The organism is Salinicoccus cyprini, from assembly GCF_007713705.1.
Taxonomy (GTDB): Bacteria; Bacillota; Bacilli; order Staphylococcales; family Salinicoccaceae; genus Salinicoccus; species Salinicoccus cyprini.
In genome coordinates, this window is the sequence record NZ_VMSJ01000001.1 from 1,053,871 (window position 1) to 1,079,993 (window position 26,123).

The 26,123-nt window shown below is 49.2% G+C and carries 25 protein-coding genes; 5 read left to right on the forward strand and 20 right to left on the reverse strand.

Annotated features, from left to right (window positions below; genetic code table 11):
* The 7 genes from pfkA to FO441_RS05265 all read right to left on the reverse strand — a co-directional run bounded on the left by pfkA (position 1) and on the right by FO441_RS05265 (position 8,752).
* Entirely contained in the window at positions 1-960 is a 960-nt protein-coding gene (gene pfkA, locus FO441_RS05235) for a 6-phosphofructokinase (RefSeq protein WP_145286788.1), read from the reverse strand.
* A gap of 112 nt (positions 961-1,072) precedes the next feature.
* A complete protein-coding gene (locus FO441_RS05240; protein WP_145286792.1) occupies positions 1,073-2,026 on the reverse strand; it encodes an acetyl-CoA carboxylase carboxyltransferase subunit alpha in 954 nt (317 codons plus the stop codon).
* A 2-nt stretch (positions 2,027-2,028) separates the two neighbouring features.
* Positions 2,029-2,880 carry an acetyl-CoA carboxylase, carboxyltransferase subunit beta gene (gene accD, locus FO441_RS05245; RefSeq protein WP_145286794.1) on the reverse strand — a complete coding sequence of 284 codons (852 nt, stop codon included), beginning with the start codon at positions 2,878-2,880 and terminating at the stop codon, positions 2,029-2,031.
* 18 nt (positions 2,881-2,898) lie between these two features.
* Entirely contained in the window at positions 2,899-3,333 is a 435-nt protein-coding gene (locus tag FO441_RS05250; RefSeq protein WP_237604917.1) for a FadR/GntR family transcriptional regulator, read from the reverse strand.
* Between the two features lie 2 nt (positions 3,334-3,335).
* Positions 3,336-4,559, reverse strand: a complete 1,224-nt coding sequence (ystJ, locus tag FO441_RS05255; RefSeq protein ID WP_145286797.1) for an NADP-dependent malic enzyme — start codon at positions 4,557-4,559, stop codon at positions 3,336-3,338.
* A gap of 71 nt (positions 4,560-4,630) precedes the next feature.
* Positions 4,631-7,774, reverse strand: coding sequence for a DNA polymerase III subunit alpha (locus tag FO441_RS05260; RefSeq protein WP_145286799.1), 3,144 nt, complete (start codon positions 7,772-7,774; stop codon positions 4,631-4,633).
* Positions 7,775-7,789: 15 nt separating this feature from the next.
* Positions 7,790-8,752, reverse strand: a complete 963-nt coding sequence (locus tag FO441_RS05265) for a DHH family phosphoesterase (RefSeq protein ID WP_145286802.1) — start codon at positions 8,750-8,752, stop codon at positions 7,790-7,792.
* Between the two features lie 77 nt (positions 8,753-8,829).
* Between FO441_RS05265 and FO441_RS05270 the strand changes: the two genes are divergently transcribed.
* Positions 8,830-9,177 carry a YtpI family protein gene (locus tag FO441_RS05270; protein ID WP_145286805.1) on the forward strand — a complete coding sequence of 116 codons (348 nt, stop codon included), beginning with the start codon at positions 8,830-8,832 and terminating at the stop codon, positions 9,175-9,177.
* 20 nt (positions 9,178-9,197) lie between these two features.
* Here FO441_RS05270 and FO441_RS05275 read toward each other — a convergent pair whose 3' ends face one another.
* On the reverse strand, positions 9,198-10,463 hold the full coding sequence (locus FO441_RS05275) for a DRTGG domain-containing protein (RefSeq protein WP_145286808.1): 1,266 nt from the start codon (positions 10,461-10,463) through the stop codon (positions 9,198-9,200).
* 65 nt (positions 10,464-10,528) lie between these two features.
* The gene (locus FO441_RS05280) at positions 10,529-11,230 is read right to left on the reverse strand and encodes a metal-dependent hydrolase (protein WP_145286811.1); all 702 of its coding nucleotides are present in this window, start codon (positions 11,228-11,230) and stop codon (positions 10,529-10,531) included.
* Between the two features lie 98 nt (positions 11,231-11,328).
* On the opposite strand from FO441_RS05280, the gene FO441_RS05285 reads away from it, so the two are divergent.
* Together FO441_RS05285 and FO441_RS05290 are read left to right on the forward strand one after the other, a co-directional pair.
* Positions 11,329-11,907: a hypothetical protein gene (locus FO441_RS05285; RefSeq protein WP_145286814.1), complete on the forward strand. Its 579-nt coding sequence runs from the start codon at positions 11,329-11,331 to the stop codon at positions 11,905-11,907.
* Between the two features lie 68 nt (positions 11,908-11,975).
* On the forward strand, positions 11,976-13,106 hold the full coding sequence (locus tag FO441_RS05290; protein WP_145286817.1) for an alcohol dehydrogenase catalytic domain-containing protein: 1,131 nt from the start codon (positions 11,976-11,978) through the stop codon (positions 13,104-13,106).
* Positions 13,107-13,157: 51 nt separating this feature from the next.
* On the opposite strand, the gene ald is transcribed toward FO441_RS05290, so the two are convergent.
* Positions 13,158-14,270 (reverse strand): alanine dehydrogenase, encoded by a 1,113-nt coding sequence (ald, locus tag FO441_RS05295; protein WP_145286820.1) that lies wholly within the window; start codon positions 14,268-14,270, stop codon positions 13,158-13,160.
* A 155-nt stretch (positions 14,271-14,425) separates the two neighbouring features.
* Between ald and FO441_RS05300 the strand changes: the two genes are divergently transcribed.
* Entirely contained in the window at positions 14,426-14,923 is a 498-nt protein-coding gene (locus FO441_RS05300; RefSeq protein ID WP_145286823.1) for a universal stress protein, read from the forward strand.
* Between the two features lie 42 nt (positions 14,924-14,965).
* On the opposite strand, the gene FO441_RS05305 is transcribed toward FO441_RS05300, so the two are convergent.
* The 6 genes from FO441_RS05305 to sppA all read right to left on the reverse strand — a co-directional run bounded on the left by FO441_RS05305 (position 14,966) and on the right by sppA (position 20,283).
* Positions 14,966-15,865: an exonuclease domain-containing protein gene (locus FO441_RS05305; RefSeq protein ID WP_145286827.1), complete on the reverse strand. Its 900-nt coding sequence runs from the start codon at positions 15,863-15,865 to the stop codon at positions 14,966-14,968.
* Positions 15,866-16,038: 173 nt separating this feature from the next.
* The gene (locus FO441_RS05310; protein WP_145286830.1) at positions 16,039-17,229 is read right to left on the reverse strand and encodes an acetate kinase; all 1,191 of its coding nucleotides are present in this window, start codon (positions 17,227-17,229) and stop codon (positions 16,039-16,041) included.
* 15 nt (positions 17,230-17,244) lie between these two features.
* A complete protein-coding gene (locus tag FO441_RS05315) occupies positions 17,245-18,141 on the reverse strand; it encodes a class I SAM-dependent methyltransferase (RefSeq protein ID WP_145286833.1) in 897 nt (298 codons plus the stop codon).
* A gap of 68 nt (positions 18,142-18,209) precedes the next feature.
* The gene (tpx, locus tag FO441_RS05320; protein ID WP_145286836.1) at positions 18,210-18,707 is read right to left on the reverse strand and encodes a thiol peroxidase; all 498 of its coding nucleotides are present in this window, start codon (positions 18,705-18,707) and stop codon (positions 18,210-18,212) included.
* 23 nt (positions 18,708-18,730) lie between these two features.
* On the reverse strand, positions 18,731-19,273 hold the full coding sequence (locus FO441_RS05325) for an RDD family protein (RefSeq protein ID WP_145286839.1): 543 nt from the start codon (positions 19,271-19,273) through the stop codon (positions 18,731-18,733).
* Between the two features lie 11 nt (positions 19,274-19,284).
* Positions 19,285-20,283, reverse strand: a complete 999-nt coding sequence (gene sppA / locus FO441_RS05330; protein WP_145286842.1) for a signal peptide peptidase SppA — start codon at positions 20,281-20,283, stop codon at positions 19,285-19,287.
* Positions 20,284-20,357: 74 nt separating this feature from the next.
* Between sppA and FO441_RS05335 the strand changes: the two genes are divergently transcribed.
* Positions 20,358-21,167 (forward strand): NAD kinase, encoded by an 810-nt coding sequence (locus FO441_RS05335; protein ID WP_246095011.1) that lies wholly within the window; start codon positions 20,358-20,360, stop codon positions 21,165-21,167.
* Positions 21,168-21,182: 15 nt separating this feature from the next.
* Here the strand turns inward: FO441_RS05335 and FO441_RS05340 are convergent, their stop codons facing one another.
* The 4 genes from FO441_RS05340 to FO441_RS05355 form a co-directional block, all read right to left on the reverse strand.
* Entirely contained in the window at positions 21,183-21,956 is a 774-nt protein-coding gene (locus FO441_RS05340; protein ID WP_145286848.1) for a TSUP family transporter, read from the reverse strand.
* Between the two features lie 2 nt (positions 21,957-21,958).
* Positions 21,959-23,158, reverse strand: coding sequence for a tRNA uracil 4-sulfurtransferase ThiI (gene thiI, locus FO441_RS05345; RefSeq protein ID WP_145286851.1), 1,200 nt, complete (start codon positions 23,156-23,158; stop codon positions 21,959-21,961).
* Positions 23,155-24,273, reverse strand: a complete 1,119-nt coding sequence (locus tag FO441_RS05350; protein WP_246095041.1) for a cysteine desulfurase family protein — start codon at positions 24,271-24,273, stop codon at positions 23,155-23,157. The genes thiI and FO441_RS05350 overlap by 4 nt, the downstream gene beginning before the upstream one ends.
* Positions 24,274-24,336: 63 nt before the next feature.
* Positions 24,337-26,031 carry a septation ring formation regulator EzrA gene (locus tag FO441_RS05355; RefSeq protein ID WP_145286857.1) on the reverse strand — a complete coding sequence of 565 codons (1,695 nt, stop codon included), beginning with the start codon at positions 26,029-26,031 and terminating at the stop codon, positions 24,337-24,339.
* Positions 26,032-26,123 lie beyond the last annotated feature (92 nt).

The window sequence follows — 26,123 nt, forward strand, 5'->3', positions numbered from 1 at the left end:
CTATATGGATAACTCTTTTGAAAGTCTGAACAGTCCTTCATCGATTCTGTGGCTCTCTTCAAATACCCGATCAAAGCTCGTTCTAGTCAGGCGATTATCTTCTATACCCACTGCATGGCCATGAACATCGTTGAGCAGCAGCTCGACAGCATAGGCGCCGAGCCTTGAAGCGAGGACCCGGTCGCTGCCGGTCGGTTTACCGCCGCGCTGCATATGCCCGAGTACACTTTCGCGTGTGTCTATATTGATATATTTACGCAATTCCTCACCGCATTGTGCAGCAGTCATCACACCTTCCGCCACAATGATGATGGAGTGCTTCTTACCCCGTTTCATTCCTGTCTCGATTCTTTCTGCAACTTCCTTGATGTCCGAATGGGATTCTGGAATGAGGATGGTCTCGGCACCGCCGGCAACACCTGCCCATAGGGCGAGATCACCTGCGTCCCTTCCCATGACTTCGACGATGAACGTCCGTTCATGGCTTGTCGCCGTATCCCTGATCCTGTCGACAGCATCCACAATCGTGTTCAATGCGGTATCAAAGCCGATCGTGTAGTCGGTGCCGTTGATGTCGTTGTCTATCGTGCCGGGAACACCGACTGTTTTTATCCCTTCTTCATTCAGCCTTTGTGCACCTCTGTAGGAACCATCCCCGCCGATGACGACGAGAGAGTCGATGCCACGTTTCTGCAGATTCGCAATCGCTTTTTTTCTGACATCGGGTTCGATGAATTCCGGACAGCGGGCCGAATAGAGCTTCGTACCACCCCTTTGGATGATATCACCCACGTCACCGAGCTCAAGCTTCTTTATATTGTCGTTGACAAGCCCCTGGTAGCCCTGGTAGACACCATGGACCTCGACACCCTCGTAGATGCCTTTTCTTACGACGGCCCTTACCGCGGCATTCATGCCAGGGGAATCGCCACCGCTTGTCAGTACAGCTATTTTCTTCATGTGTTCCCTCCGTTGAAACGTTATCTTATCCTTAAAATATCATACCTGACTTTCCTTATCCATCATTTGAATGGCTGAAACCGCTTTTACTCCTAAAAAAGAACAGCCGTTATCAGGACTGTTCGGAAAAGACTCCAATATTCATATATTTATCATAGCGGTCGTCCATCAGACGCTGTCCATCCATTCCGGAAAGTTCATCCAGATGCTTTTGGACGGTCCGGTCAAGTGCACCAAACACCGCTTCGCGGTCGTTATGCGCACCGCCCTGCGGCTCTTCGACCACCTCGTCGGCAATGCCGAATTCCTTGAGGTCCGCTGCAGTGATCTTGAGGGATTCCGCTGCTATCTCCTTGAGGGAAGCGTCCTTGAACAGGATGCTTGCTGCACCTTCAGGCGAAATGACGGAATATGTGGCATTCTCGAGCATCAGCAGACGATTGCATACGCCAAGCGCCAATGCACCGCCGGACCCCCCTTCTCCGATGACGATGCTGATGACAGGTACTTTGAGGCCCGCCATCTCAACAAGGTTGCGGGCGATGGATTCACTCTGCCCCCGCTCCTCCGCCGCCTTGCCGGGATACGCACCCTTGGTATCGATGAAGCAGATGACCGGACGATTGAACTTGTCGGCCTGCTTCATCAGACGCAGTGCCTTGCGGTAGCCGTCCGGATGGGCCATGCCGAAGTTTCTATGGATGTTGCCCTTCGTGTCACGTCCGCGCTGGTGTCCGATGACGGTCACGGCTGTGCCATGGTAGGAGGCGATTCCGCCTACGATCGCAGCATCGTCACTATAGGCGCGGTCGCCGAAGAATTCGATGAAATCATCGAACATTGCCTCAATATATTCCAACGTCGTCGGCCGTTTTACATATCTTGCGATCTCGACACGCTGCCATGGTGTCAGATTGGTATAGACTTCTGTTTTCTTATCTTCGACTTTTTTCTCCAGAAAGCTGATTTCCTTCGTCAGATCCAGCTTGTTCTTTGCAGCATACTTCTCAAGTTCTCCGATCTTTTCTTCCAGTTCGAATATCGGCTTTTCAAAATCAAACGCCATGGTCACACCTCACTATGCAATTTCAGTATTCTTCCGAGATAGTTTTTCATATCCCTGCGGTTGACGACCTCATCCAGCTGCCCGTGCTTCAATAGAAACTCGGCTGTCTGGAAGTCTTCCGGCAGCTTTTCCTTGATGGTCTCTTCAATGACCCGTCTGCCGGCAAAGCCGATCATCGCGCCTTTTTCAGCGAGATTGATGTCGCCGACAGAGGCGAAACTTGCGGAAACGCCACCAGTGGTCGGATTTGTCATATAGGCAATATAGAGCAGGCCGGCCTGACTATGGCGTTCTATGGCCACGCTCACCTTAGCCATCTGCATCAGTGAGATGATGCCTTCCTGCATGCGTGCACCGCCGCTTGCTGTAAAGACGATGACAGGCAGACGGCGTTTTGTCGCATATTCGAACGCTCTGGCGAGTTTTTCGCCTACAGCAGAACCCATGCTGCCCATTCTGAAGCGGGCATCCATGATGGCAACCACTGCCTTATTGCCCACTATCTCGCCTTCAGCGCATACTACCGCCTCATTCAGACCCGTCTTCTCCCTGTCTTTGATGAGCTTCGACTCATAGTTCGGGAAATTCAGAGGGTTGGCGGATGTAATCTCTTCAAGAATCGGCTTGAGGGTGCCTTCATCCATCAGTGCTTCCATCCGGTCCGGTGCAGTGATCGGCAGATGGTGTTCACAGTTTGTGCAGACATTCAGCCGTTTATATAGTTCTTTGGAATACAGTATCTTCTTGCAGCTCGGGCACTTCGTCATGATTGCTTCACTGTTTTCAAATGTGCCGTCTTTACGGTCTGTTTCATTAACTTTCTTATTCAGCTTGGAGAACAAGTCTTTTAGCATAATAAACTCCCTGTTTCTTTACGATTTGAAGGCCTGTGAGTATTTATCGAGCAGAACGTAGATCTTCTTCATGATCTGATTGTCATCGGCTTCGACATCCATGCTGTCGTCATCATGCTTGGACTTCACATAGGCCTCTATCATCTGTTTTATTTCAATTATTTCCTTCTGCTGTCTTTCTGTTCTGATGAGATATTTTCCGATAAGTTGGAAAAGCTGGTGACTGTCGACGTCAGCTAAAAAAGTGCCCTCTCCACGACGTACATAGATGATGCCAAGCAGTTCAAGTGCTCTCAATGCTTCCCTGACACTCTGTCTGCTGACATTCAGTTTTTCCTTGAGATATCTTTCACTCGGCAGCTTGTCACCGACCTGGATATTCTCTGATTCAATCAGATTGTGAATTTCTTCAACAATGTTTTCCAGACCTTTTCTTTCTGTCATATCATCCATTATCAGAGCGTCAGACTGCGCGCTTTCTGATAGACTGCTTCCGGATCCACCTTGATACGGTTGACGCCGGTCTGCATGGCAGCTTCTGCCACTGCTCTGGCGACGCGCGGGGCGACTTCCTTGTTGAAAGGGTCCGGAATGACATAGTCGCTTGTCAGTTCGTCTTCCTCGATGAGGTCTGCAATGGCCAGTACAGCCGCCTTTTTCATTTCATCGTTGATGTGCGTCGCCCTGACATCAAGCGCCCCTCTGAAAATGCCGGGGAATGCAAGTACATTGTTGATCTGGTTCGGGAAGTCGCTGCGTCCGGTACCGATGACGAGTGCCCCTGCTGCCTTGGCATCTTCAGGCATGATTTCCGGATTTGGATTCGCCATCGCGAATATGATCGGGTCTTCGGCCATGGTTTTGACCATCTCCTCTGTCAGTGCACCTGCAACTGATACACCGATGAATACATCCGCTTCTTCGATGACATCCTTGAGTTCACCCTGCTTATGGGCATGGTTGGTGAAACGGCTGACTTCATCTTTGACATCATTCATGCCATTCGGTCTGCCTTCATATATGGCGCCTCTTGAATCGCACATGATCATTTCCTTGACGCCGAAGCTGTGCAGCAGTTTGACGATTGCCACACCCGCAGCGCCTGCCCCATTCAGAACGACCTTGATCTGATTCAGAGATTTTCCGGTCAGTTTCAACGCATTCATCAGACCACTCAGTGTAACGATGGCAGTACCATGCTGGTCATCATGGAAGACCGGTATATCCGTCTCACGGCCAAGGCGCTCCTCGATTTCAAAGCATCTTGGTGCAGAGATATCCTCCAGGTTGATGCCGCCGAAGACAGGCGTCAGCAGCTTGACTGTCCTGACAATCTCATCGACATCGTTCGTATCCAGTGCAAGCGGGAATGAATCGACACCTGCGAAGTTTTTGAACAGGGCGCTTTTGCCCTCCATTACCGGCAGGCTTGCCATTGCACCGATATTGCCAAGGCCGAGCACTGCAGAACCGTCTGTGATGACACCGACAGTATTGCTTTTGATCGTATAGTCGAAGACCGTACGCTCATCTTCATATATCTCCTTGCATGGCTCTGCAACACCTGGTGAATAGGCGAGGCTCAGCGCCTCCTTGTCTTTTATCTCCACTTTGGAGTTTACGGAAAGTTTACCTTGTTTTTCTTTATGAAGTTCTAATGCATCATCTCTTAGGGACACTATGATCTTCCTTTCTTGAGTGGTCGTACCACTAATAATATTAACATTATCCGAATTTGGTGACAACAGTTTCAACTGAGCAGACGTATATCCGACAGGTCGACACTTTGCAGTAATCTGTCAATATTGGATGTTTCAATATTACCAAGCTTTTGCTGGTTGTCAAAATCAAATACCGGAATTCCTTTTGCTGCATCGATTCCATCCAGTTCATAGCTGTCCGAATTGCGTATGACAATCCGCTTCGTTGAATGGATGTGGCTGCTTTTGAATGCTGCGAGATCCTGCACATCCTCGATGATCAGCTGGGGTTCCGACTTGCGTGTCTCCATCCTGCCGGATACTGCCGCAATCGTCCGGGACAGCTTATGGTGGACATTGAAGTAGACTTTCGGAAATATGACGCCTTCCATCTCCTGATGGCCATCGGCGATTCTGACGAATGCCATGTTCTGCCCCTTTTTCGTACGGATCACCTTTATATTTTCAAAGAATACGAGATAGGTGCCCTGCTGCTTCTGATGAAGCAGCGAAAAAGGAATATACTGCAGTGATTTCTGTACTGAAACGACCGGATGGTCGGACAGGTAGAAGCCGAAGACTTCCTTTTCCCCTTCCACCTTTTCAATCTCATCCATCTCTTCAGTGTAGCTGTATTCTTTTTTAATGCTGAAACCGAGCGTGCTGAGGAATGAATCATGGGCGTACTCCTCGGCATTCAGATCATCCAGCATGGGGAGTGTCTGGAGCATGGTCTTCCTGTTCTCCTGAAAACCATCGAGCGCACCGGAAAGTATGAGCTGTGTCAGCACCTTCCGGTTCAGTGGAACCTGGCTGACACGCGTCTTCAGATCATAGAGGTCAGTGAACGGGCCTTCCCTGCGTGCTTCAAGTATGGCTTCGCCCATGCGGCGGGTCATGCCCCGGATCATCGAAAATCCGAGCTGGACACCATCGGATGGATGATTGCTCCACCTCGAACGGTTGATGTCCGGTGGGTGCATCGATATGCGCCTCTGCTTCATCTCACCGATGACCTGCTTAATTTTCGCATCATTGCCGAAGTGGTGAAAAAGTATGACGGCATAGAATATTTCAGGATATACCGCCTTGATATAGGCGAGCATGTAGGAGATTCTGCTGTAGGCGACCGCATGGCTTTTCGGGAAGCCGTAGTCGGCAAATTCGAGTATCAGGTTGAAAATGTGATGTCCGACGTTGCTGCTGTAGCCTTTTTCCGCCGCACCCTTTTCAAAGCGGCCGCGCTCCTTCTCGAGTGTCTCCCGGTCCTTCTTGCTCATCGCACGTCTCAATATATCCGCTTCAGCGTAAGTATATCCGGCAATTCTTGCTGCAATCTGCATGATCTGCTCCTGATAGACGATGACGCCGTATGTTTCCTTAAGTATGTCTTTTATATCGGCATGGGGGTACTTTACGGAGGAAGGGTTTCTTTTGCCTTCGATATAGTTCGGAATCTCCTTCATCGGGCCCGGCCGGTAGAGTGCGTTGACGGCCACTATGTCGAGAAACTGCTCCGGTTTCATATCGCGTATGACTTTGCGGATGCCGTCAGATTCAAGCTGGAAGATGCCGAGTGTCATGCCGCGGCCGAGCAGCCTGTAGACTTCCTTGTTGTCATCCGGAATACTGTCCAGACTGAAGCCAGCATCCGTCCGCCTGATCTGATTGACCATGTATTTGAGCAGGGAAAGGTTCCTGAGGCCGAGAATATCGATCTTGAGCAGTCCGGAGCCTTCCACTTCCTTCATCGGCCACTGGCTGAGGGTATAGCCTTCAGTGAAAATGACAGGCACACTGCTGGTCAGTCGTTCTGCACTCAACAGGACACCGGCGGCGTGCGTCGAAGTATGCCGCGGCAGCCCCTCTATTTTCCGGCACAGAGTCGCGTATATGCCATATTTCCCATCCGCCTCCATGAGTGCATGAAACTCCTTCCTGTCAAAGGCCCGCTCAAGCGTTGTACCCGGTGCATCCGGGATGATATTTGATATCATCTTCAGTTCATCATCACTGAATCCGAGCACCCTGCCGACATCGCGGGCTGCCATTTTGGCACTCAGTGTACCGTATGTCACAATATGGGCAACATTCATCTCCCCGTACTTGTCGATCAGATATGCCACCACTTCATCGCGTCTCGTATCCTCGAAATCTATATCGATATCCGGCATCGTCACACGCTCCGGATTCAAGAAGCGTTCGAACAGCAGATCATATTTCAGCGGATCGATTTCGGTGATGTTCAGCAGGAAAGACACCAGGCTCGCACTGGACGACCCCCGGCCCGGTCCAACATAGATGCCGGATTCCTTGGCATGATTGACGGCATCCTGAACGATCAGAAAGTAGTCTTCGTAGCCCATCTCCACGATGATGTCATACTCATACTTCATCCGTTCCATGTACCTGCCGCTGCCATCGGTTCTGGCTTCGAGCTGCGCCATCAGCATCTGCCACAGGAATGTTTTGGAATCGCTGTTATCCTCATGCGGAAAATGCGGTAGTGTCTGCCTGGCCTTCGGCAGTGTGACATTGCACTTTTCCACCAGTTCCATATTGCCGGCCAGAAACTGCTTTTCCGCTCCATCCAGATCACTCTCCGTCCGGATGAAGTCATCGCCTCTGCGGGAACCGAGATCTCCAGGCGCCATTCTTTCATTGTCACGAATGGCATTGAGCACTATTTTGGCAGAGAGGTCCTCCGCTTCCACGTAGTTCGCCTGCTTCATGTATACACGCTGATAGCGGTCATCCGCCACAGAATGCGCAATATAGCGGTCTGCACCGTCGACGGGGATCGATTCGAGCAGCCCGGCACCTGAATCCGTTTTGGCGATCACCACACAATCATGGATGTTCCTCTCCAGATAGCTCTCCGGGGTATATTCAAGGTCCTTATAGGAGAGCATTGCCGACAGACGCACCAGTTCCAGGTAGCCTGCCGTATTTTTCGCTATCAGCACAAGCGGTATGCCATCCAGCTGGTCATCGACCCGGATCTCCATGCCGACCAGCGGCTTGACGCCGAAATGCTCCGCCCTGCTGACAAAATGATAAATGCCGTGCAGGCGGTTCGAATCGGTCAGTGCAACAGCAGTCTGCCCGTCTCCGGAAATCTTCTTCAGCAGCGGGTCGATTCTGATGTTGCTGTTTAGGAATTCGTAGCAGCTGTGAACATTCAAATTGATCATAGGGCGTGTCCCCCTTTAAAGTTTACGGTCCAATGCTTCAACCAGCAGTTGCAGCTCATCTTGCGATGCAATGCTGACGCCGCTGGCCAGCGGATGGCCACCGCCACCGAATGATTCTGCGACGTCATTGATGACCGTCTCCTTGGAGCGCAGCCTGACACGGATATCCGTCTCCTCCTCCACCGCCATGAACCATATTCCGGCCTCATCAATTTCCCTGTAGATGTTGACATGCATGCTCGCCTCATTGCTCGTAAGTCCGTATTCGGAAAGTACTGAAGCCGGCACCCATACATACAGCACACCTTTATCGGTCATTTTGAAATTGTTGATCAGGTAGCCTTTGAATCTGAACTGTTCGATCGACTGCCTGTTCATATCCATCATATCCTTCGCAGCATCGAAGTCGAACTTTCTCAATTCCGATGCCACCTTGAGCGTCAGCGTGCTTGTATTGTTGAACAGGAACCTGCCCGTGTCGCCCACAATGCCTGAATACAGCAGCCTTGCTGAAACATCATTGATATAGTCGTTGTCGAAGCCCCATGCATCAGCCAGCAGGTATATCAGCTCCGAAGTGGAGGATACGCCTGTTTCGACAATATTCAGGTCACCGTATGGTTCATGGTTCGGGTGGTGGTCGATCTTGACGATCTTGTCACCGAGGGAGATGTCGCCATCGATCCGGCCTGCTCCAGCAGTATCGACGACGATGAGAAGCGGCTTTTCGACGGATGTCGCCGTATCCATCTGTCCAAGGAATTCAAGGGAGGTCTCACTCTCTCCGAGTGCCGTCACCTTCTTGTTCGGAAAAATGGACTTCAGAATCTCCTTCAGCCCAAGCTGCGATCCGATGGCGTCCGGGTCCGGCCTTACGTGTCTCAATATGATGACTTCATCATAATCGTTGATCATGTTGAGCAGTTTCTTATAGTTGTCTCTAAGAGATGGATAGTGATTCATATATTCTGTGAACAATTGAAAATCTCCTTCTGTTTGGATTTACTTGGCTAATATAATAAATTATACTACATTAAGGAATGGAGTTGTATCCGATGGAAATGTCATATCAGATTGCTGTATCCTTTCTGGTCACCGTGCTGTTTCTCAGCCTTTTCATGTTCATCGTCTATAAGATCAGGATGATCAGAAACGACCGTGATGTAAGAAAGGCATATTATAACAGCATATCAAGAATCTGGCTTGGTGTGCTGATCCTGTCCTTCGGCTTGAATACGATCATCCAGTTTCCTACAGCCGTATCCTATATTATCGGTGCACTGTTCGTTATTTTCGGCGCCTATAATATATGGCATTTCAACGCTGCGAGGAAATATTTCAAAGGTAACATACCTATTGAAGATGAAGCATGGGCAGATTTCAATCGTAAAGCCAAAAAATAGACAAGTGATCATTCACTTGTCTATTTTTCTTTATAGTACTGGATAAGCAGTGTCGCTTTCATATAGATGCCGTCATCTGACCGCGCTTCGACCTCGAGTCTTAGAAACTGGTCTCCGAGATCGAGAATATCGCCTTCGATGACAAGTTCCTGGTACAGCTGGACCAGTTTGATATTCATGACATTGAGTGTATCGATATGATAGCTGTATATGCCATGGTTGCCGAGCACCACCTCGGCAAGGCGCTCGATCAGCCGCATGAATTCCGACTGTGCGATACTGCCATACTCATCCGTCATGAAAGGCATCACTTTGATATGGATCCGGTTGTCATCGATTCTGATTTCCCTGTCGATCAGGTTCTCCGCCGTCAGTCCGCCACCAAGCTTCCTCGGCTCCCGCTGACGGAAGACATCCCGCCTGTGCACGATGCCGACCAGAGTACGCTCCTCGTCCGTGACCGGCAGAATGTTCAGCTGATGCCAGCTCATCAGCTGCCTCAGACTCTGCAATGTACTTGAAGTACTGGCGACGATGTCGGATACGAATATGTGCCAGTCCTTCTCGGCGAGCTTCGACAGCTCCGATGACTTGATGATCCCCCTGAACTTGCCCGCTTCTGTCAGCACTGTCATCCTGTCGGCAGGAAAGTACTTTTTATCCCGGCCTTCGATCATGTCATATACATACTCATCCTGCCTTATGACCAGATCACTCGCCGTGATGACGTTCGTCATCATGAGTACGCTGTAGAGTTCCCTCTGGATGAGGGAAGCCACGGAAAAAGTATCTGCTGCAGTCGATATGACCGGCAGTGAAAGTGCCTCTGCCTGCTTCAGTATTTCAGCATCAGCCCCGAAACCACCGGTGATGAGGATGCCTGAAAGGTTTTCGAGCGCCCGCCACTGGGCATCCTCACGGTTTCCTACAATCAGGAGCGCCCCTTCCTCAAGATAGCTTTCAAGCGCATCCGTACGCATCGCCCCGATGATGAACTTGCTGATTTCCCGATCAAGCCCACCGGTACCGGCCAGAACCTTGCCTTCGATCACCCTGTTCACCTGTTCAAAACTTAGGTTGCCTGCTATGTACTCCTCTTTCGGGGCGACCCTGATGGTGCCGACCCGCTCGATTGTCTTGACCAGCCCTTCCTTCTCTGCATCCTTGATGGCCCGGTAGCTTGTACCATCGGATACCTCAAGATGCGCCGATATCTGCCGGACCGAAATCTTCGCCCCCTCAGGCAGGCTGTATATATATTCCAATATTTCATCATGCTTCGACATTCAATCACCCGGCAATCATATATAAAAATAAGGAACACCACTCCCGGGTGTTCCCCTTGATACCATTATATTCCCATATGCTGTTCAAAATCCACCGTTTCACCTGGTTTCAGCACCTGGCAGGCTGTCGACAGCTTGTCTTTGAACGTGTCACCATCCTGCTTGATCGGTGGGAAAGTATTGTAGTGTACGGGTACCACAACTTTAGGCTTTATCAGTTCATCCGTCGCATGTACTGCGTCATCGATGCCCATGGTGAAGTGGTCACCGATCGGCACGAAGGCGACATCAAATGGTCCATTGAGTTCCGATATCAGCTTCATGTCCCCGAATATGCCTGTATCACCTGCATGATAGATCTTCCTGTTATCCGCTTCGATGATGATGCCTGTCGGCATGCCCGTATACTGGATGCTGCCATCTTCCTCAGTGAAGCTCGAACTGTGGAATGCATGGACGAATTTGACAGAACCGAATTCAAAAGTCTTGCTGCCGCCGATGTTCATCCCGACGGCTTCGACACCCTTGCCGTCCAGATAGTCTGCGAGTTCCACCGGTGCCACTACTGTCGCATTATTCTTCTTCGCAATTTCAACTGTATCTCCGACGTGGTCATTATGGCCGTGCGTCAGAAGAATATAGTCGACCTCAACATCTCCGGTACTCAGATCCGTCAGTTCGTTGCCATTGATGAAAGGGTCCACAATGACTTTTGAATCATTATTTTCAAGCTGGATGATTGAATGGCCGTGATAGCTCAGTTTCATGAAATCCTTCCTTTCGAATTAGTATTGCATATTACTTCTTTACCCAGACAGGCCTGGTTCATTCATTATTATGATACAATTTTGACGAGGTGAAATACATGAAAACAATCCATCGCAGCCATGCGCTGTCACATAACCACCCATCGGAAATACTGGCCCGGAAAGATTTCAGCACACCCAATCTTGCCCTGCCTGCCATGAAGCAGGCACTGCACCCGGAAAGTGAGCAGTTCGTTGCCGTAAACCACTGGGAAGAACCAGATCCATTTCTGCTCAGCAATATCATCATAGAAACCATACGTATGCTCGATGGTACCGATGGCTTCATTACGGATCAGATTTTCGAGGATGGCCATCATCATATCAACCTGCCATTCGTCAGCGAGCTGTCGAAGATTATCGGGAACCGGCATTTCATTGCCGGACCAAGCTTCAGCAGAGTACCCGTCTTCCTGCAGAGCCGGCTGCTGGATGAACTCGTTTCTCATGATGTCTCCGGTGTCATGTACGACCTCCGTGGACAGGACCCGGACGACTACAGACTGCTGCAGCCTCTGGCCAAGCTGAAGATCCATGCCAAGAAGCGGATTGCCATCATACCGGTCGTCTCGGATGAACAGCAGAAGATGGCATTGCTCGCCAGCATTCCTTTTGATGTGGTCTGTATCTCGGACTAGCCACATGTTTACGTTTACACTTCCAGGGAATAGTGTATGCAATACTCAATTAAAGGATGTGTCAATGAATGCAAGCTGTTACTGTACAAGGCAAACAGAAAGTCAAAGTCAAGAAGATGAAAGCGCCCGAACTCCAGGAAGGCACTGACATGATCATACGTGTGACTACCACTGCCATATGCGGATCCGATTTGCACCTCTACAGAAAAAGCATGCCGATTTCAAACGACTACATCATCGGGCATGAACCGATGGGCATTGTCGAAGAAGTGGGTCCCGGCGTCAAGAAGATCAAAAAAGGTGACCGTGTCGTCATTCCTTTCAACGTCAGCTGTGGAGAATGCCACTTCTGCCAGAATGAAATGGAAAGCCAATGTGATGTATCGAATCCCCACGCAGACACCGGCGCCTATTTCGGCTACTCCGAAGCATTCGGCAACTACCCTGGTGGACAGGCTGAATATTTGAGAGTCCCTTACGCCGACTTTACATCTTTTGTCGTACCGAAAGAGAGCGAACTGGAAGATGAAAGCCTGCTGTTCCTTTCAGACGTCATGCCGACAGCATACTGGAGCGTTATTCACAGTGGTGTCAAAAAAGGCGATACTGTCATTGTACTCGGTTCCGGCCCGATCGGTCTCATGACACAGAAGTTTGCATGGATGAAAGGTGCATCCCGCGTCATTGCCGTCGACCAGAACGAAGTGAGGCTCGAGCACGCAAGACGCACCAACAATGTTGAGACATTCAATTATAAATCCTATGATGATATCGGCAAACACCTCCATGAATTGACAAGAGGCGGTGCTGAAGTCGTCATCGACTGTGTCGGCATGGACGGTGAAATCACTGTCAAGGATCGTATCAAGACACTCGGCGGCCAGGCAGGCACCATCGATCCGATCATCACAGCTGCAGATTCAGTCAAAAAGTTCGGTACGATCCAGCTGACCGGGGTGTACGGTGCGCCTGCCAATGGATTCCCATTGCCACAGATCTTCTCAAGAAACGTCATCATGAAGACAGGTCAGGCACCGGTCATCCACTTCATGCCTGAACTCTACAGAATGGTGGAACGCGGAGATATCGACCCGACGGACATCATCACTCACAATGTCCCGCTGAAGAAAGCCGAGAAAATGTATCAGATATTCCATGACCATGAAGATGAATGCATCAAAGTCGTCATGAAGCCATAAGCAATAAAAATCTCCGGAGCAGTTAAACCTGCTTCGGAGATTTCCTTTATCCTATAGAAATTCGCTGATTTCACGGTATTCAATACCTTGGGCTTCAGCCACAGCCTTGTATGTCACATGCCCCTGGATCGTATTGAATCCACCGAGCAGTGATGCATTCTGCTTCGCTGCTTCTACATAGCCTTTATTGGCAATCTGAAGACCATATGCCATCGTCGCATTCGTCAGTGCAATCGTCGACGTACGCGGCACGGCACCTGGCATGTTCGCTACAGCATAGTGGACGACATCATGCTTGAAGTAGATCGGATCATCATGTGTCGTCACCTTGTCAGTCGTCTCGAAGATGCCCCCCTGGTCGATGGCGATATCCACAATGACCGATCCGGCATTCATCGTACGGATCATATCCTCGGTGACGAGACGCGGCGCACGCGCGCCTGGAATGAGAACAGCACCGATGACAAGGTCACTACCCTTGACCGCCTGTGCAATGTTCAGTGGAGATGACATGAGTGTCTGGACACTCGTGCCAAAGAGATCATCAAGTTCCCTCAAACGTTTCGGATTGAGATCGAGAACTGTTACATCCGCGCCTAGTCCAACAGCCATCTTGGCTGCATTCGTCCCCGCGATGCCTCCGCCGATGATGCTCACCTTACCGCGTGATACGCCAGGTACACCACTGAGCAGGATCCCTTTGCCGCCTTTAATCTTCTGCAGATACTCCGCACCGACCTGCGCCGCCATGCGTCCAGCCACTTCACTCATCGGAGAAAGCAGTGGCAGTGAGCCATCCGGCAGCTGGATCGTTTCGTAGGCAATCGAAGTGACCTTCTTTTCAAGAAGTGCCTGTGTCAGCTCCTTTTCAGGTGCCAGATGCAGATATGTAAACAGAATCATATTCTCCTTGAAATGGCTGAACTCCTCCGGCAGCGGTTCCTTGACCTTCACCACCATCTCCACATCCCACACTTCGTCGGCAGTATCCACAATCTCCGCACCTGCACCCGTGTAGTCTACATCCTCAAAATAAGAGCCTGCACCGGCCCCCTTTTCCACCAGTACGGTGTGTCCCGCTTCAACGAAAGCATGCACCCCACCTGGCGTCAGCCCGACGCGACTTTCGTTGTTCTTGATTTCCTTCGGTACCCCTATGATCATTTCTTGAAACCCCTTCCATTGATGAATCTATGAACGCCACAATTATAGCATAGAGTTCACAAAATAGTCATTCAGTCTTTGTATAAAAGTTATAATCATCCTAAAATGTGGTATACTATTATTGAAAGCGCTACATCAATGGAGGGGGTATTCAAATGCTCAAGTATGATAACATCCTTATCGCCGTCGATGGATCCAGAGAAGCTGAATGGGCATTCCACAAAGCAATAGATATTGCAAAGCGTAATGATTCCAAGCTCTCCATCATCAACGTCATCGACACACGTTCCTTCGCGTCAGTAGAAGCATATGACCGCACAATTTCACAGCGTGCCAACGATTTTGCACAGAAACTGCTCGATGGTTATGAAGAGCTTGCCCGCGACCGCGGCGTCCAGAAAGTCGATAAGATCATCGACTACGGTTCACCGAAGTCCATCATTCCGAAAAAAGCCGTTAAAAAGACAGGCGCCGATCTCATCGCTTGTGGTGCAACCGGTCTGAATGCAGTGGAACGCTTCATCATCGGTTCCGTTTCAGAGTCCATCGTACGCCATGCACCATGTGATGTACTCGTTGTCAGAACCGAAACATTGCCGGAAGACTTCGAACCTGTTGTGGCAACAGAAGAGTTCTTGAATGAAAATAAATAGCCATCAAAAAAGTCTCCGAATTAACTTCGGAGACTTTTTACTTTAGTATAGAATGCTGATGAATTCCGCTTCGCTCATAATCCTTATGCTGCGACCACCTGATATCATCTCGAGTGCCTGCTTTACCTTGCTGCTTTTCCTCGCAGTCTGCTGATCTCCCTTACCACCGACAACAAGATAATCTGTATTTCTCGATATATTCTTTTCAAAGACCCCACCGATATCCGTCACAGCCTGCGCTGCATCTGCACGTTTCATCTGTGACAGTGTGCCGGTGAAGCATATATTCTTGCCGTACAGTTCATGATCCGGCTGAAACTTCGATTCATCCACCTTGACTTCAGGCGATTTTACGCTTGAACGCCTGCTCCCCTTCTTGCGGAACCCCCTGCCGCCGAGCGTGCCTGTATCATAGTTGTGCTTCCTATTAAATGCCTCAAGATCCATATCATGCTGTTCAAATATATGATGCGCAATCAGCCCGCTCATCCTCGCATCCGCCAGCGCATTGTGGTGATTCGAATTGTCGATGCCGAAATAGGCACACATCGCCGGCAGCCTATACGAAGACATCTTATAAAGCTGCTTCGACAGCCTGAAGGAACAGAAATACTGGAACGGCGGGATCTCCATTTCATATCGATTGTAGGCATCCTCCAGGGCATACATGTCAAACTGTGAGAAGTGCGCCACAAGCGGATAGTCCCCTATGAACGCCTCCACTTCTTTCATCACTTCAGGGAAAGTCGGTTCTCCCGCAACATCATCCTCCGTAATACCGTGGATATTGATATTCATGCGGGCAAAATACTCCACCTCCGGATCGACCAGGGAGTAGTACTCATCTATGATTTCACCATCTTTGAACTTGACCAGGCCAATCGAGCAGATCGAACTCCGATTCCCATTGGCCGTTTCAAGGTCTACCGCTACATAATCCATTATATATTTCACCTTTGTCTTTTAGAATTGAATAGAGTTACATATATTATAACTTCTCCATCTACAAGTTGCTAATATCCTTCACGAAAGCCTGTTTGTTCCTGAACTTAAAGAAAACCATCCTCTATCGGCCTGATAAAGGATGGTTGGTCTTATTTTGATGATCAATTAAATTACAGCCCTGCAACTCTCATGACGTCTCTTGCGATCATGACTTCCTCATCTGTAGGAATGATGATGATCTTGACTGGAGAGTAAGGGTGGTTGATGAACTTCTCTTCACCGCGTACATTGTTCATTGTCGGATCGAAGTAGACGCCCATGAACTCGAGTCCCTGAACAACTTTTTCACGGACGATATCTGAGTTCTCACCAACGCCTGCTGTGAAGATGATGGCGTCGAGTCCGCCCATGCGTGTGGCATAGGAGCCCATGTACTTGTGGATTCTTTCGCCGAATACTTCAAGTGCAAGGATGGCTCTTTCGTTACCTTTTTGTGCTTCGCTCTCTATGTCACGAAGGTCGCTTGAAAATCCGCTGACACCGAGGAGTCCGGATTCCTTGTTCAGTACGTTCAGTACTTCAACTGCCGACTTGCCGGTCTTTTCCATGATATATGGAATGAGTGCCGGGTCGATGTTGCCTGAGCGTGTACCCATGGTGACACCTGCAAGGGGTGTAAAGCCCATGGAAGTATCGACGGATTTGCCGCCCTTGACTGCCGCGATGCTTGCGCCGTTACCAAGGTGGCAACTGATGATTCTCAGTTCCTCGAGTGGTCTGCCCATCATCTCGCTGGCACGTTCTGTAACGTATTTATGGCTTGTACCATGGAATCCGTATTTTCTGATGCCGTAATCTTCATAGTAGTTGTACGGCAGACTGTAGAGATATGAACTCTCAGGCATCGTCTGGTGGAATGAAGTATCGAAAACTGCCACGTGGGGCACGTTTGGCAGCAGTTCACGGAATGCATTGATGCCCATCAGGTTGGCCGGATTGTGAAGGGGTGCCAGTTCGCTGAGTTCCTGGATGTGACGGATCGTCTCTTCATCAATCAGAGCGGAATCGTCGAAGATTTCACCGCCGTGTACAACCCTATGGCCACTTGCATCGATTTCATTGATGTCCTTGATGACATTGAAATCCACAAGCTCCTTAAGCATGATGTTGACCGCTTCTTCGTGGTCTTTGAAGTCCTGTTCCATCTTGTGCTTCTCTCCATCGATGGTAATGGAAAAAATACCGTTATCCATTCCAATACGCTCTACAAGACCTTTTGCGATCTCTTTTTCTTCGGGCATCTCAAAAAGCTGGAATTTAAAGGATGAGCTACCCGCATTTATAGCTATGATCTTAGACATGATTTCCTCCCGAAATTAATTGTTGGCGTAACTATCATACCATGATTCTGTCTGTTCCAAGAAGTGTTTGAATTGAGTTGTATTCTTGAAATCGGGTACATCCCCGATCAGTACTTCATTATTCTTGAGTGGTGAGAAGTTCTGCTTCACTACTATGATGGATTTCCGCTGGTTCTCTGTCTTGAAAATGCTTTTCGGCAAGTTCAGGAACATCAGAAGTGTCGCACTTTCAGACAGATACTGCTTGATGGTTTCATTATCCTTCTCAAGCATATTGGAAGGGACTACAAAAACACCAATCCCATCATCTTTGACATAGGTCATGGCGCTCTCGAGCATCAGCAGGTGCGCGTAGCTCTTCCCTTTTTTGAAGGCTGTCGTGAACCCATCAACTTCAATCGGATAGTAGCCGACCGGAAGATCGCCGATTGCAGCATCCACCTGGTTCAGACGCGCCGGTTCGATGATGTCCTGGGGATAGATGTCCATCGGCACTTCGAGGAACTCGCATAGGTTCGCATTGAGACGCGCCAGTACAGGATCCACTTCAATACCTGTAAGCTGTGCATTTTCCGCCTGTTCTCTTACTGTCATCGCCAGGTGGCCCGTACCGCTGCCTGCATCAAGAATTGCTGCAGACTTGCCGCCGAACAGCTGGACGAGATGGGCCACCATATATCCGATTGTATCCGGAGTCAGCTGGTGGTTCGGCTGGACCTGTTCCTTTTGCACCTGATAGAGGTAGGCGAACTGGAATGCTTTTCTGCGTTCGGCAAAAGACCCTTCGCCCTCGACATAGAGCAGTGCTTCTCCAAGTGCTTCAAGCCTTGAAACACCTGGATTCTCCTCCAGCAGCTGGTCTGTTTCCTGTATAAGTTTCTGATATGTTCTTTCCATATTCGTCTGTTCCATAAAATCTCCTCATTGCCATAAAATATGGACTGCCAACGGATGGCAGTCCAGAATCCTTGTACATTATATTACATTGATTGCAATGCTTCAATTGCTTTGTCGTAATTCGGATGATCCGTACCTTCCGGCACATATTCGACGTATGTCACCTTGTTGTTTTCATCAAGGATGAAGACACTGCGTGCAAGCAGTCTCAGCTCTTCCATTACAACGCCATAGTTTTCACCGAAAGAAAGATCCCTGTGGTCACTCAAAGTGATTGCGTTCTGCAATCCTTCGTCTGCAGACCATCTTTTCTGCGCGAATGGCAGGTCATTGGATATTGTCAGGACTACCGTATCATCAACATCCACTGCCTTTTCGTTGAATGTTTTTGTCTGGGTACTGCATACACCCGTATCAATGGATGGTATGACACTGATCAATTTTTTCTTTCCATCATAATTACTGAGGCTGACTGGCTCAAGACTTGTATCCAGCACGGTGAAATCCGGTGCCTGGTCTCCGACCTTCAGTTCCTCGCCTCTTAGAGTCATTGGATTTCCCTTAAATGTTACATCGGCCATTTGAAATCATCCTCCTGATATAATTACTGTCCATCATACGTTTCCCTCATATAGCGGGATTTAATCATGTTTTTGTAACTTTGATAATTATTCTTGACCACATGGGTGTCTGCGAAAAAGTCATGGAGCCCGATACGGTTCTCCGTAAAGATGATCATCAGATATGGCAGATAGAAAAGTCTATTGCAGATGAAGCGTCCGACCAGTTCACGGTAAATCACCTGCACGAACGTCAGCCTGCCGCCATTCTGCGATATGACACTGATGCCTGTAATCATCTTCCCGAGTGTTGCCTGGAAGAAGTGCGTCATCAGAACGAAATACGTAAAGTATATGACTGCCACCATAATACTATCAGCACTGAAGAACGGTATCCACAGATATGCTTCCCGTATGTCCAGTACATTCAGTATGGGATAGATCAGAATCTGGGAAATCGACCATAGGATGATGATATCAATGATATAGCTGATTGCCCTGGTGAAGAAGTGGGCAGTGGCCATATAATCAAGCTTGTCGGACAGGGAATCATTCGTTTCCGGCCTGTATCTTTCATTATGTTCCATACAGTTCCCTCCTACTGCTCATACAGATACATGGGCTCGACACCCTGTCTGTTTCTGAGCAATGATTCGATCTGTGCAATTTCGGTATCACCAAAAAGACCACTGATGAAACTTTTTGCCTTATAGTTGAAGGATATACGATTGGTACCGTCATATCCGTATTCGATGACTTCCGGATTACCACCGATGTTCTCCTTCAGACCAGCCAGCGCATCCTCGACGTAGCCGAGCTGGTCGACGAGTCCATTGTCGACTGCGTCGCCTCCAAGGAAGATCCGCCCGTCCGCGAGCTCTCTGACTTCCGCTTCATCCATGCCTCTGCCTTCTGATACAACAGTGACAAAATCCTGATACATGCTGTCGACCATGTTCTGGACATACTGTGTCTCCTCTTCTGTCGGATCCCTATGGCCGCTCAGCATCTCCTTCATGTCGCCACTTGCATAGGTTTCGAATTCGACACCATAATCTTCTGCAAGCTGGCTGTAGTTGATACTCTGCATGATGACACCGATTGAACCGGTCAACGTTTCTTCAGAAGCGAAAATCTGGTCGGCAGGTGCTGATACATAATATCCACCGGAAGCCGCCATGCCGCCCATGGAGCTGTAGATGGTCTTGCCTGCTTCCTTGGCTTCCATGAGATATTTATGTATCTCTGCACTCTCATAGACACCACCACCTGGAGAATCCACGTTCAGTAGTATGCCTTTTATACTGTCGTCGGAAATGATTTCCTTCAGTGCCTCGACTGTCAATCTGTGGTTGTATCCCTGCTGGGCAAACACACCGGTTTCACCGGAATCGACAATCGTTCCTTCCACATTGAGCATGGCAATTCTGCTGTCTGCATCTCCAGCTTCGACAACAAAGGAAGGCGGAAACTCCGCATTGGCATATTCGTTGAAAAGGTCTTCCCAATCACTTGCCCACATCGTATTGAAAATCGAAGCGACAACGCCGAAGACAAGCAGCGATAATGCAACGACAACTGCAATGATTCTCTTCACATCAACATCCCTTTCTGCTTATATTGTATATCGTTTTTATGATACCATAGACTTATCATCTACAGGGAATAGGAGTGAACGGATTGATCAACTATAAAACCATCTACTTCTTTGCACCACATGGAGAAGAGACAGAGACCATATGCGAAGACCTTTCAAAGCTTTTCCAAAGGCTTGGCATCAGTACGGTCGACTCGGACCAGGAAGCGGATATCATCGCTTCGATCGGTGGAGACGGCGCTTTTCTACAGGCGGTCAGACGCAGTAATTTCAGGGACGACTGTGTCTACCTTGGCATTGCCATCGACAGCGGCAAATACTTCTACGTCGACTTCCACTACCAGGATCTGCAGAGCCTTGAAGAAGCATTCCAGAAGGATGACATCGATGTCAGAAACTACCCGGCACTGGAAGTAAGGGTGAACGACAATGAACCGAGCTACTGCCTGAACGAATTCACATTGCGCTCAAGCATCGTCAGAACAATAAAGATGGATGTCTATATCAGCAACTTCCTCTTCGAGCAGTTCAATGGTGATGGCATACTGGTGTCCACTCCGACAGGTTCCACCGGCTATAATAAATCACTTGGGGGCGCAGTCGTCGATCCGCTCGTCCATGCCATCCAGGTGACGGAGATGGCGAGCGTCAACAACAATACCCACCGTACACTCGGCACAAGCTTCCTGCTCAGCAAGGAACGCCCGCTGACGCTGCTCATCGACAAGAATGTCGACTACTATCCGGTCATGTCTCTTGATAACGAAGCAATGAGCATGCGGAACACCGAAAAAGTGGAGCTCGGCATGAGTGATAAGCTCATCAAGACGCTGAAACTCAGAAATAATACATTCTGGCATAAAGCACAAAGAAACTTCCTCTGATACAGAGGAAGTTTTTTATATGCCCGACAGGAAAAAGTCGTATAGATTTTTTATGATGAGTATCGTCGTCACAATGATGAACAGCGCCTTTACATAGCCGACCCCTTTCGAAATGGCCATGTGGGCACCTGTATATGAACCGAGAATCATGCTTCCCGCCATGACGAAGCCATACGTATAGCTCACTTCCCCCATGATGATGAAAAGGAGCAGACCACCGATGTTGCTCGCAAAATTCAGTACTTTGGCATTGCCGGCGGATCTCAGGAAGTCGAAGCCTGTAAACAGCATGAGGAACATCAGGAATGACCCTGTTCCCCCGCCCATGAACCCATCATAGAAACCGATGATCAGAACGAAAAGAATGAGAATGGCAACCTTTCTGGATGTGAACACCATCTTCTTCTCCATTCCACCCCAATCCTTGTTCACGAGCGTATAGACGAGTACGAATATCAGCATGACCAGTACAAGAGGTTTCAGCAGCTCACCGGGCATCTGCACTGCCAGCAGCGCACCGCCGACCGACAGCAGAAAGCTGAGCGGGAACAGCTTCATGACCAGTCGGAAGTCCACGTGCCGGGCACGCAGAAATTTCAAGGAGCTGGTCAGGGAACCGAAAGATGAAGCAAGCTTGTTCGTACCGAGTGCAGTCGCAGGTGACATGCCTGTGGCAAGCAGTGCAGGAATGGATACCAGTCCCCCGCCCCCGACGACGGAATCGATGAATGCTGCGAGAAAGCCGAATGCGATGACCAGCAGAAGTGTGGAAAGTTCTATTTCCGGCATGATTACAGCAGCGAATCAAATGCTTCATTTTTTTCCGCTTCGAGAGCAGAATAGCATTCGATATTGGCAAGTGCCTTTTCGATCATCGGTTCGAAATCCACTTTGGATTCGAACTTCTCGACCTTTCCGACTTCCGGTCTTGTTTTCGGCGCTTTCGGCTTGAATATGGTGCAGCAGTCCTCATACGGTAGAACTGATGTTTCATACGTACCGAATTTTTTTGCCATCTCGACAATCTCATTCTTTTCGAGCGTCAGTAGCGGACGCAGCACCGGAAAGTTCGTCACGGCATTGATGGCATGCATGCTCGTCAATGTCTGGGACGCAACCTGGCCGAGATTCTCACCATTGACGATGGCTTTCGCATTGATTTTTTCGGCAAGACGCTCCGCGATGATCAGCATGAGGCGGCGGGTCGTCGTCATGGACATGTTGTCCGGTATCCAGTCATGGACCGTCGTCTGCAGTTCAGTGAATGGTACGATGTGCAGCTTGATGTCGGTGCCTGTACGGCGCGACAATATATCGACGAGCTGCTTGACCTTCTCCGTCGCCTGGGGACTGGTGTATGGCGGCGAGTGGAAATGGACGGCCTCGAGCTCCACGCCCTTCTTCATGACTTCAAGCCCTGCCACAGGTGAATCGATGCCGCCTGAAATCATCAGCAGCGCTTTGCCGCCTGTGCCGATCGGCAGTCCGCCGATGCATTGGATGACTTCATGATACATATATATTGCCTCTGCCCGCACTTCGACCATGATCTGGTGGTCCGGTTTTTTGACATCAACGCCGAGATGCGGGACATTTTCCAGTACGTAGCCACCAAGCATCCGCTGGATATCGGATGTATTAAGGTGGTAGGTCTTATCCGTCCTTCTCACCTCGATCTTGAACGTATCCTCCGTACCGAAAGTATCCGCAAAATGAACAGCTGTCTCCTTCATCGCAGCTTCAGTCCGCTCAATCTTTGCTATCGGCGAAACGCTCAATATGCCGTTGATATTTTCGAGCGCAGCCATGACGGCTGTATGGTCTTCATCCTGCAAGGTGACGTAGGCACGGTCCCATTGCGTATGGATCTGGACATTGAAGTCCGACAGGGCACGCTTCATGTTCTCTCTTAATGCGCGTATGAACATTTTTCTATTTTTGGTCTTGAGCGTAATTTCTCCATATCTTACCAGAATATGATCGTATATCATTTTAAAACCTCTCCTATTTCCTCATGCACCGCTCGAAGGGCAGTGATCAGTTCATCTACTTCTTCTTCCTTGGTCAGACCGCTGAAAGATATTCTTATGCTGCCTTCTATGACAGCCCGTTCATTGTCCATGGCGAGCAGCGTTTCATTCAGTTTCTTCAGTTTCGAGGCACATGCGCTTGTTGTCGATACCATGATGCCGCGATTGCCGAGTGCATTCACAACGACTTCACCTTTTGCACCTATGAATGACACATTCAGTATATGGGGGACGCCGGAAGGCTGTAGATGAATGGCGCGCATGTCTCGGAGCGCCATTCTGACTTTATGGTTGAATCCGGCAATCCTGCCAGCGGCAGCATCCCGCTGCTCAGTCGCAATACGCAGTGCACGTGCCATCGCCACTGCACCCGGCAGATTGACGGTTCCGCTTCTGATGTTATTTTCATGGCCCCCGCCATGGAGGATCGGCGATAGTGTCCTCGGCTCCTTCGCAACCAGTGCACCGGTCCCTTTCAGGCCATGGAACTTATGGCTGCTGAAGCTTAATGAATCCACCCCGGTATAGTCCATATCGATCTTGCCGATGGCCTGTGTTGCGTCGGTATGGAAATGTGCTTTCGGATAGCCTTTGAGCAATTCTGTGATTTCAGCAATGGGCTGGATACTGCCGGTGATGTTGTTGACAGCCATGACGGTGATGAATATGACATCATCATCCAGCAGCCTCCTGACATGTTCAATATCCACTGTACCGTCAGGCAGTGTTCTGATGTACTTGATCCTAAAACCATCATTTTTCATCGCCTCCAGTACGCCAAGGACGCTCGGATGTTCGAGTTCACTGACAAGTACTGTCCGGCCGTATGTGCGCTTCCGCCCAAGTACACTCTGGATCACCAGATTATTGGCCTCCGTCGCACCGGACGTAAAAATACAGCGGTAATCCGGAACCCCGAGCAGCTCCACAATCTGTTTTCTTGAAGCCTCAAGGAGCTGCGACGCTTTCCGCCCCGACTGGTGGATGCTTGCGGTATTGAAGTAGTAGGCTTCATTGACGTTCATGAAAGTCTTCATCACTTCACTGTATGGACGCGTTGTTGCTGCATTGTCCATGTATATCAAAATATCTCTCCTCACGTAAAAGGGACTCGGGATGAATATCCCAAGCCACCTGTTCTATTGCTTATCGAATTCTTTCTCAATGCGTGATGCTGCACCCGGTTCTACTTTTTCAAGCGCCTTTTCGGCAATCTGCAGCGCGCGCTTGTAGCGGTTCTCCCTGAAGAGCCTTTCCGCTTCCGTCAGCATCTGATTGAAGTCCGGATCATCTCTTCTATAGCGGTTGCCATACTGGATCATCACTTCTGTCAGTCTGGCTTCCTGCAGGATCTCATAGGCTTCCTGCTCATATTTATTCATCAGCACGACTGTGCGGTTCACCTTATCTTTGATGTACTGGACATTCAGAGGCCGTCTCTGGAAATACTTGTTGATTTCCTTGATATCGATGTCCAGTTCATTCTTCATGACGAGGAACTTCTCCGGTACACTGGAAAGATTGGATCCGAGCAGCTCCCTGTAGATTTCCTCTTTGCGGTCCTGGATGAGAATGGAGTTCTCACGTGCCTCCGCTTCATCTTCGCGCAGATTGACCAGATACTGCTGGATCTGCTGCTGCTCGTCATTTATCGAACCGATGTTATCCTTGATGTATTCGAGATTATCCAGCACTTCGCTGTAGCGTGCCGTCGTCTTGCTTGTTTCGGTGATGACTTCATCATAGACGTCTATCATGTTCTCGATTTCGTGTTCGAACTTCTGAACTCTGTGGATGTCCGTCTCGTTTATATGGTACTGCTCTTTTACATAGTCGATCTCCGTACGCAGCGTGTAGTTCATATCCTTCGCCAGGAACAGATCATCTGTAATGATATCCTTCTCGTGGTCCACTTTAGTCTTCGCTCTCACTTCGTGTTCGATCAGTTCGAGCATGTCATCAAGCTGGTTATTGATGTCTTCAAGAATATCGCGTGCTTCGTCCAGCTCAAGTCGTGTAATCAAAGGCTCGACAAGATTCAGCTTGCCCTTCAGTGTGGACAGCTTGCCCTCCACCTTGACGTGTTCAAGGTCATAGCCCTCCGCCTTCAGATCACGGCAGCCGAAGCGCACTTCCTGGAACTGCTGGGGCAGATCCTTCTGGACTTCCTTGATCAGGAGCGGAATCTCGTCCATGTTCTCCTTCAATATGGACAGCTCCTCATGCACTTCGTCTATCTCTTTGTTCGCTGTCACATAGTTGCCCTGATTGACCTGCTTCTCATAGGCCTTAAGTTCAGGTTCATATGTTTCGATCAACTTCTCAAGAGGTGGCTGCGCCTCGCCGAACTGATGTCCATTCGCAAGCACATCGCGTTTCGCTTCACGATAGAGCCGCTCAGCTTCATTGTACTTTCTTTCACCTTCCTCATTCGAGGAAATCAGCTGATGGATCTCGCCGGAAAGCTCCTTGTACTTGCTTTCGACACCTTCAAGTTTAGCATTTGCACTTTCAGTCTTCTCACGGCTGTCCTTGAAACGAAATTTCTCTACATCAGCAGCAGCCTGGTCCAGGTCATTTTGGGCCTCTGTCAGGGAATGCTTCAATACGCCCTGCCAGTCGGACTGCCAAGTCTTGTACAGTGATTGTGCCTCACCATGAAGGTTGTAGTTCTTGACCTTCACAAGCTCATCCTGAAATGGCAGATTCCGCATTCCCTCGAGTTTTATAGATTGTGTCTTTATGTCATCTTTTCTGATATTGCGTATATATAATAGCATGCCGATCGCGATGACGATGGCAAGTATGACAACGATTAAAACATAGACCCACATACAGCTACCTCCTAAGTATATAATTAGATTATAGCTTAAAAAATTGAAAGAAAAAACATATAAATGTATAATTCAAGAATATTTATATAGAC

Coding starts and splice junctions, on each gene's coding strand:
- pfkA (WP_145286788.1), bottom strand. CDS start 960: ATGAAGAAAATAGCTGTACTGACAAGCGGTGGCGATTCCCCTGGCATG.
- FO441_RS05355 (WP_145286857.1), bottom strand. CDS start 26,031: ATGTGGGTCTATGTTTTAATCGTTGTCATACTTGCCATCGTCATCGCG.
- FO441_RS05250 (WP_237604917.1), bottom strand. CDS start 3,333: ATGGATGATATGACAGAAAGAAAAGGTCTGGAAAACATTGTTGAAGAA.
- FO441_RS05240 (WP_145286792.1), bottom strand. CDS start 2,026: ATGGCGTTTGATTTTGAAAAGCCGATATTCGAACTGGAAGAAAAGATC.
- FO441_RS05340 (WP_145286848.1), bottom strand. CDS start 21,956: ATGCCGGAAATAGAACTTTCCACACTTCTGCTGGTCATCGCATTCGGC.
- FO441_RS05270 (WP_145286805.1), top strand. CDS start 8,830: ATGGAAATGTCATATCAGATTGCTGTATCCTTTCTGGTCACCGTGCTG.
- accD (WP_145286794.1), bottom strand. CDS start 2,880: ATGCTAAAAGACTTGTTCTCCAAGCTGAATAAGAAAGTTAATGAAACA.
- FO441_RS05310 (WP_145286830.1), bottom strand. CDS start 17,229: ATGTCTAAGATCATAGCTATAAATGCGGGTAGCTCATCCTTTAAATTC.
- FO441_RS05350 (WP_246095041.1), bottom strand. CDS start 24,273: ATGGACAATGCAGCAACAACGCGTCCATACAGTGAAGTGATGAAGACT.
- FO441_RS05315 (WP_145286833.1), bottom strand. CDS start 18,141: ATGGAACAGACGAATATGGAAAGAACATATCAGAAACTTATACAGGAA.
- FO441_RS05285 (WP_145286814.1), top strand. CDS start 11,329: ATGAAAACAATCCATCGCAGCCATGCGCTGTCACATAACCACCCATCG.
- tpx (WP_145286836.1), bottom strand. CDS start 18,707: ATGGCCGATGTAACATTTAAGGGAAATCCAATGACTCTAAGAGGCGAG.
- FO441_RS05280 (WP_145286811.1), bottom strand. CDS start 11,230: ATGAAACTGAGCTATCACGGCCATTCAATCATCCAGCTTGAAAATAAT.
- FO441_RS05260 (WP_145286799.1), bottom strand. CDS start 7,774: ATGATCAATTTGAATGTTCACAGCTGCTACGAATTCCTAAACAGCAAC.
- ald (WP_145286820.1), bottom strand. CDS start 14,270: ATGATCATAGGGGTACCGAAGGAAATCAAGAACAACGAAAGTCGCGTC.
- FO441_RS05275 (WP_145286808.1), bottom strand. CDS start 10,463: ATGTCGAAGCATGATGAAATATTGGAATATATATACAGCCTGCCTGAG.
- FO441_RS05305 (WP_145286827.1), bottom strand. CDS start 15,865: ATGGATTATGTAGCGGTAGACCTTGAAACGGCCAATGGGAATCGGAGT.
- FO441_RS05290 (WP_145286817.1), top strand. CDS start 11,976: ATGCAAGCTGTTACTGTACAAGGCAAACAGAAAGTCAAAGTCAAGAAG.
- FO441_RS05325 (WP_145286839.1), bottom strand. CDS start 19,273: ATGGAACATAATGAAAGATACAGGCCGGAAACGAATGATTCCCTGTCC.
- thiI (WP_145286851.1), bottom strand. CDS start 23,158: ATGATATACGATCATATTCTGGTAAGATATGGAGAAATTACGCTCAAG.
- FO441_RS05300 (WP_145286823.1), top strand. CDS start 14,426: ATGCTCAAGTATGATAACATCCTTATCGCCGTCGATGGATCCAGAGAA.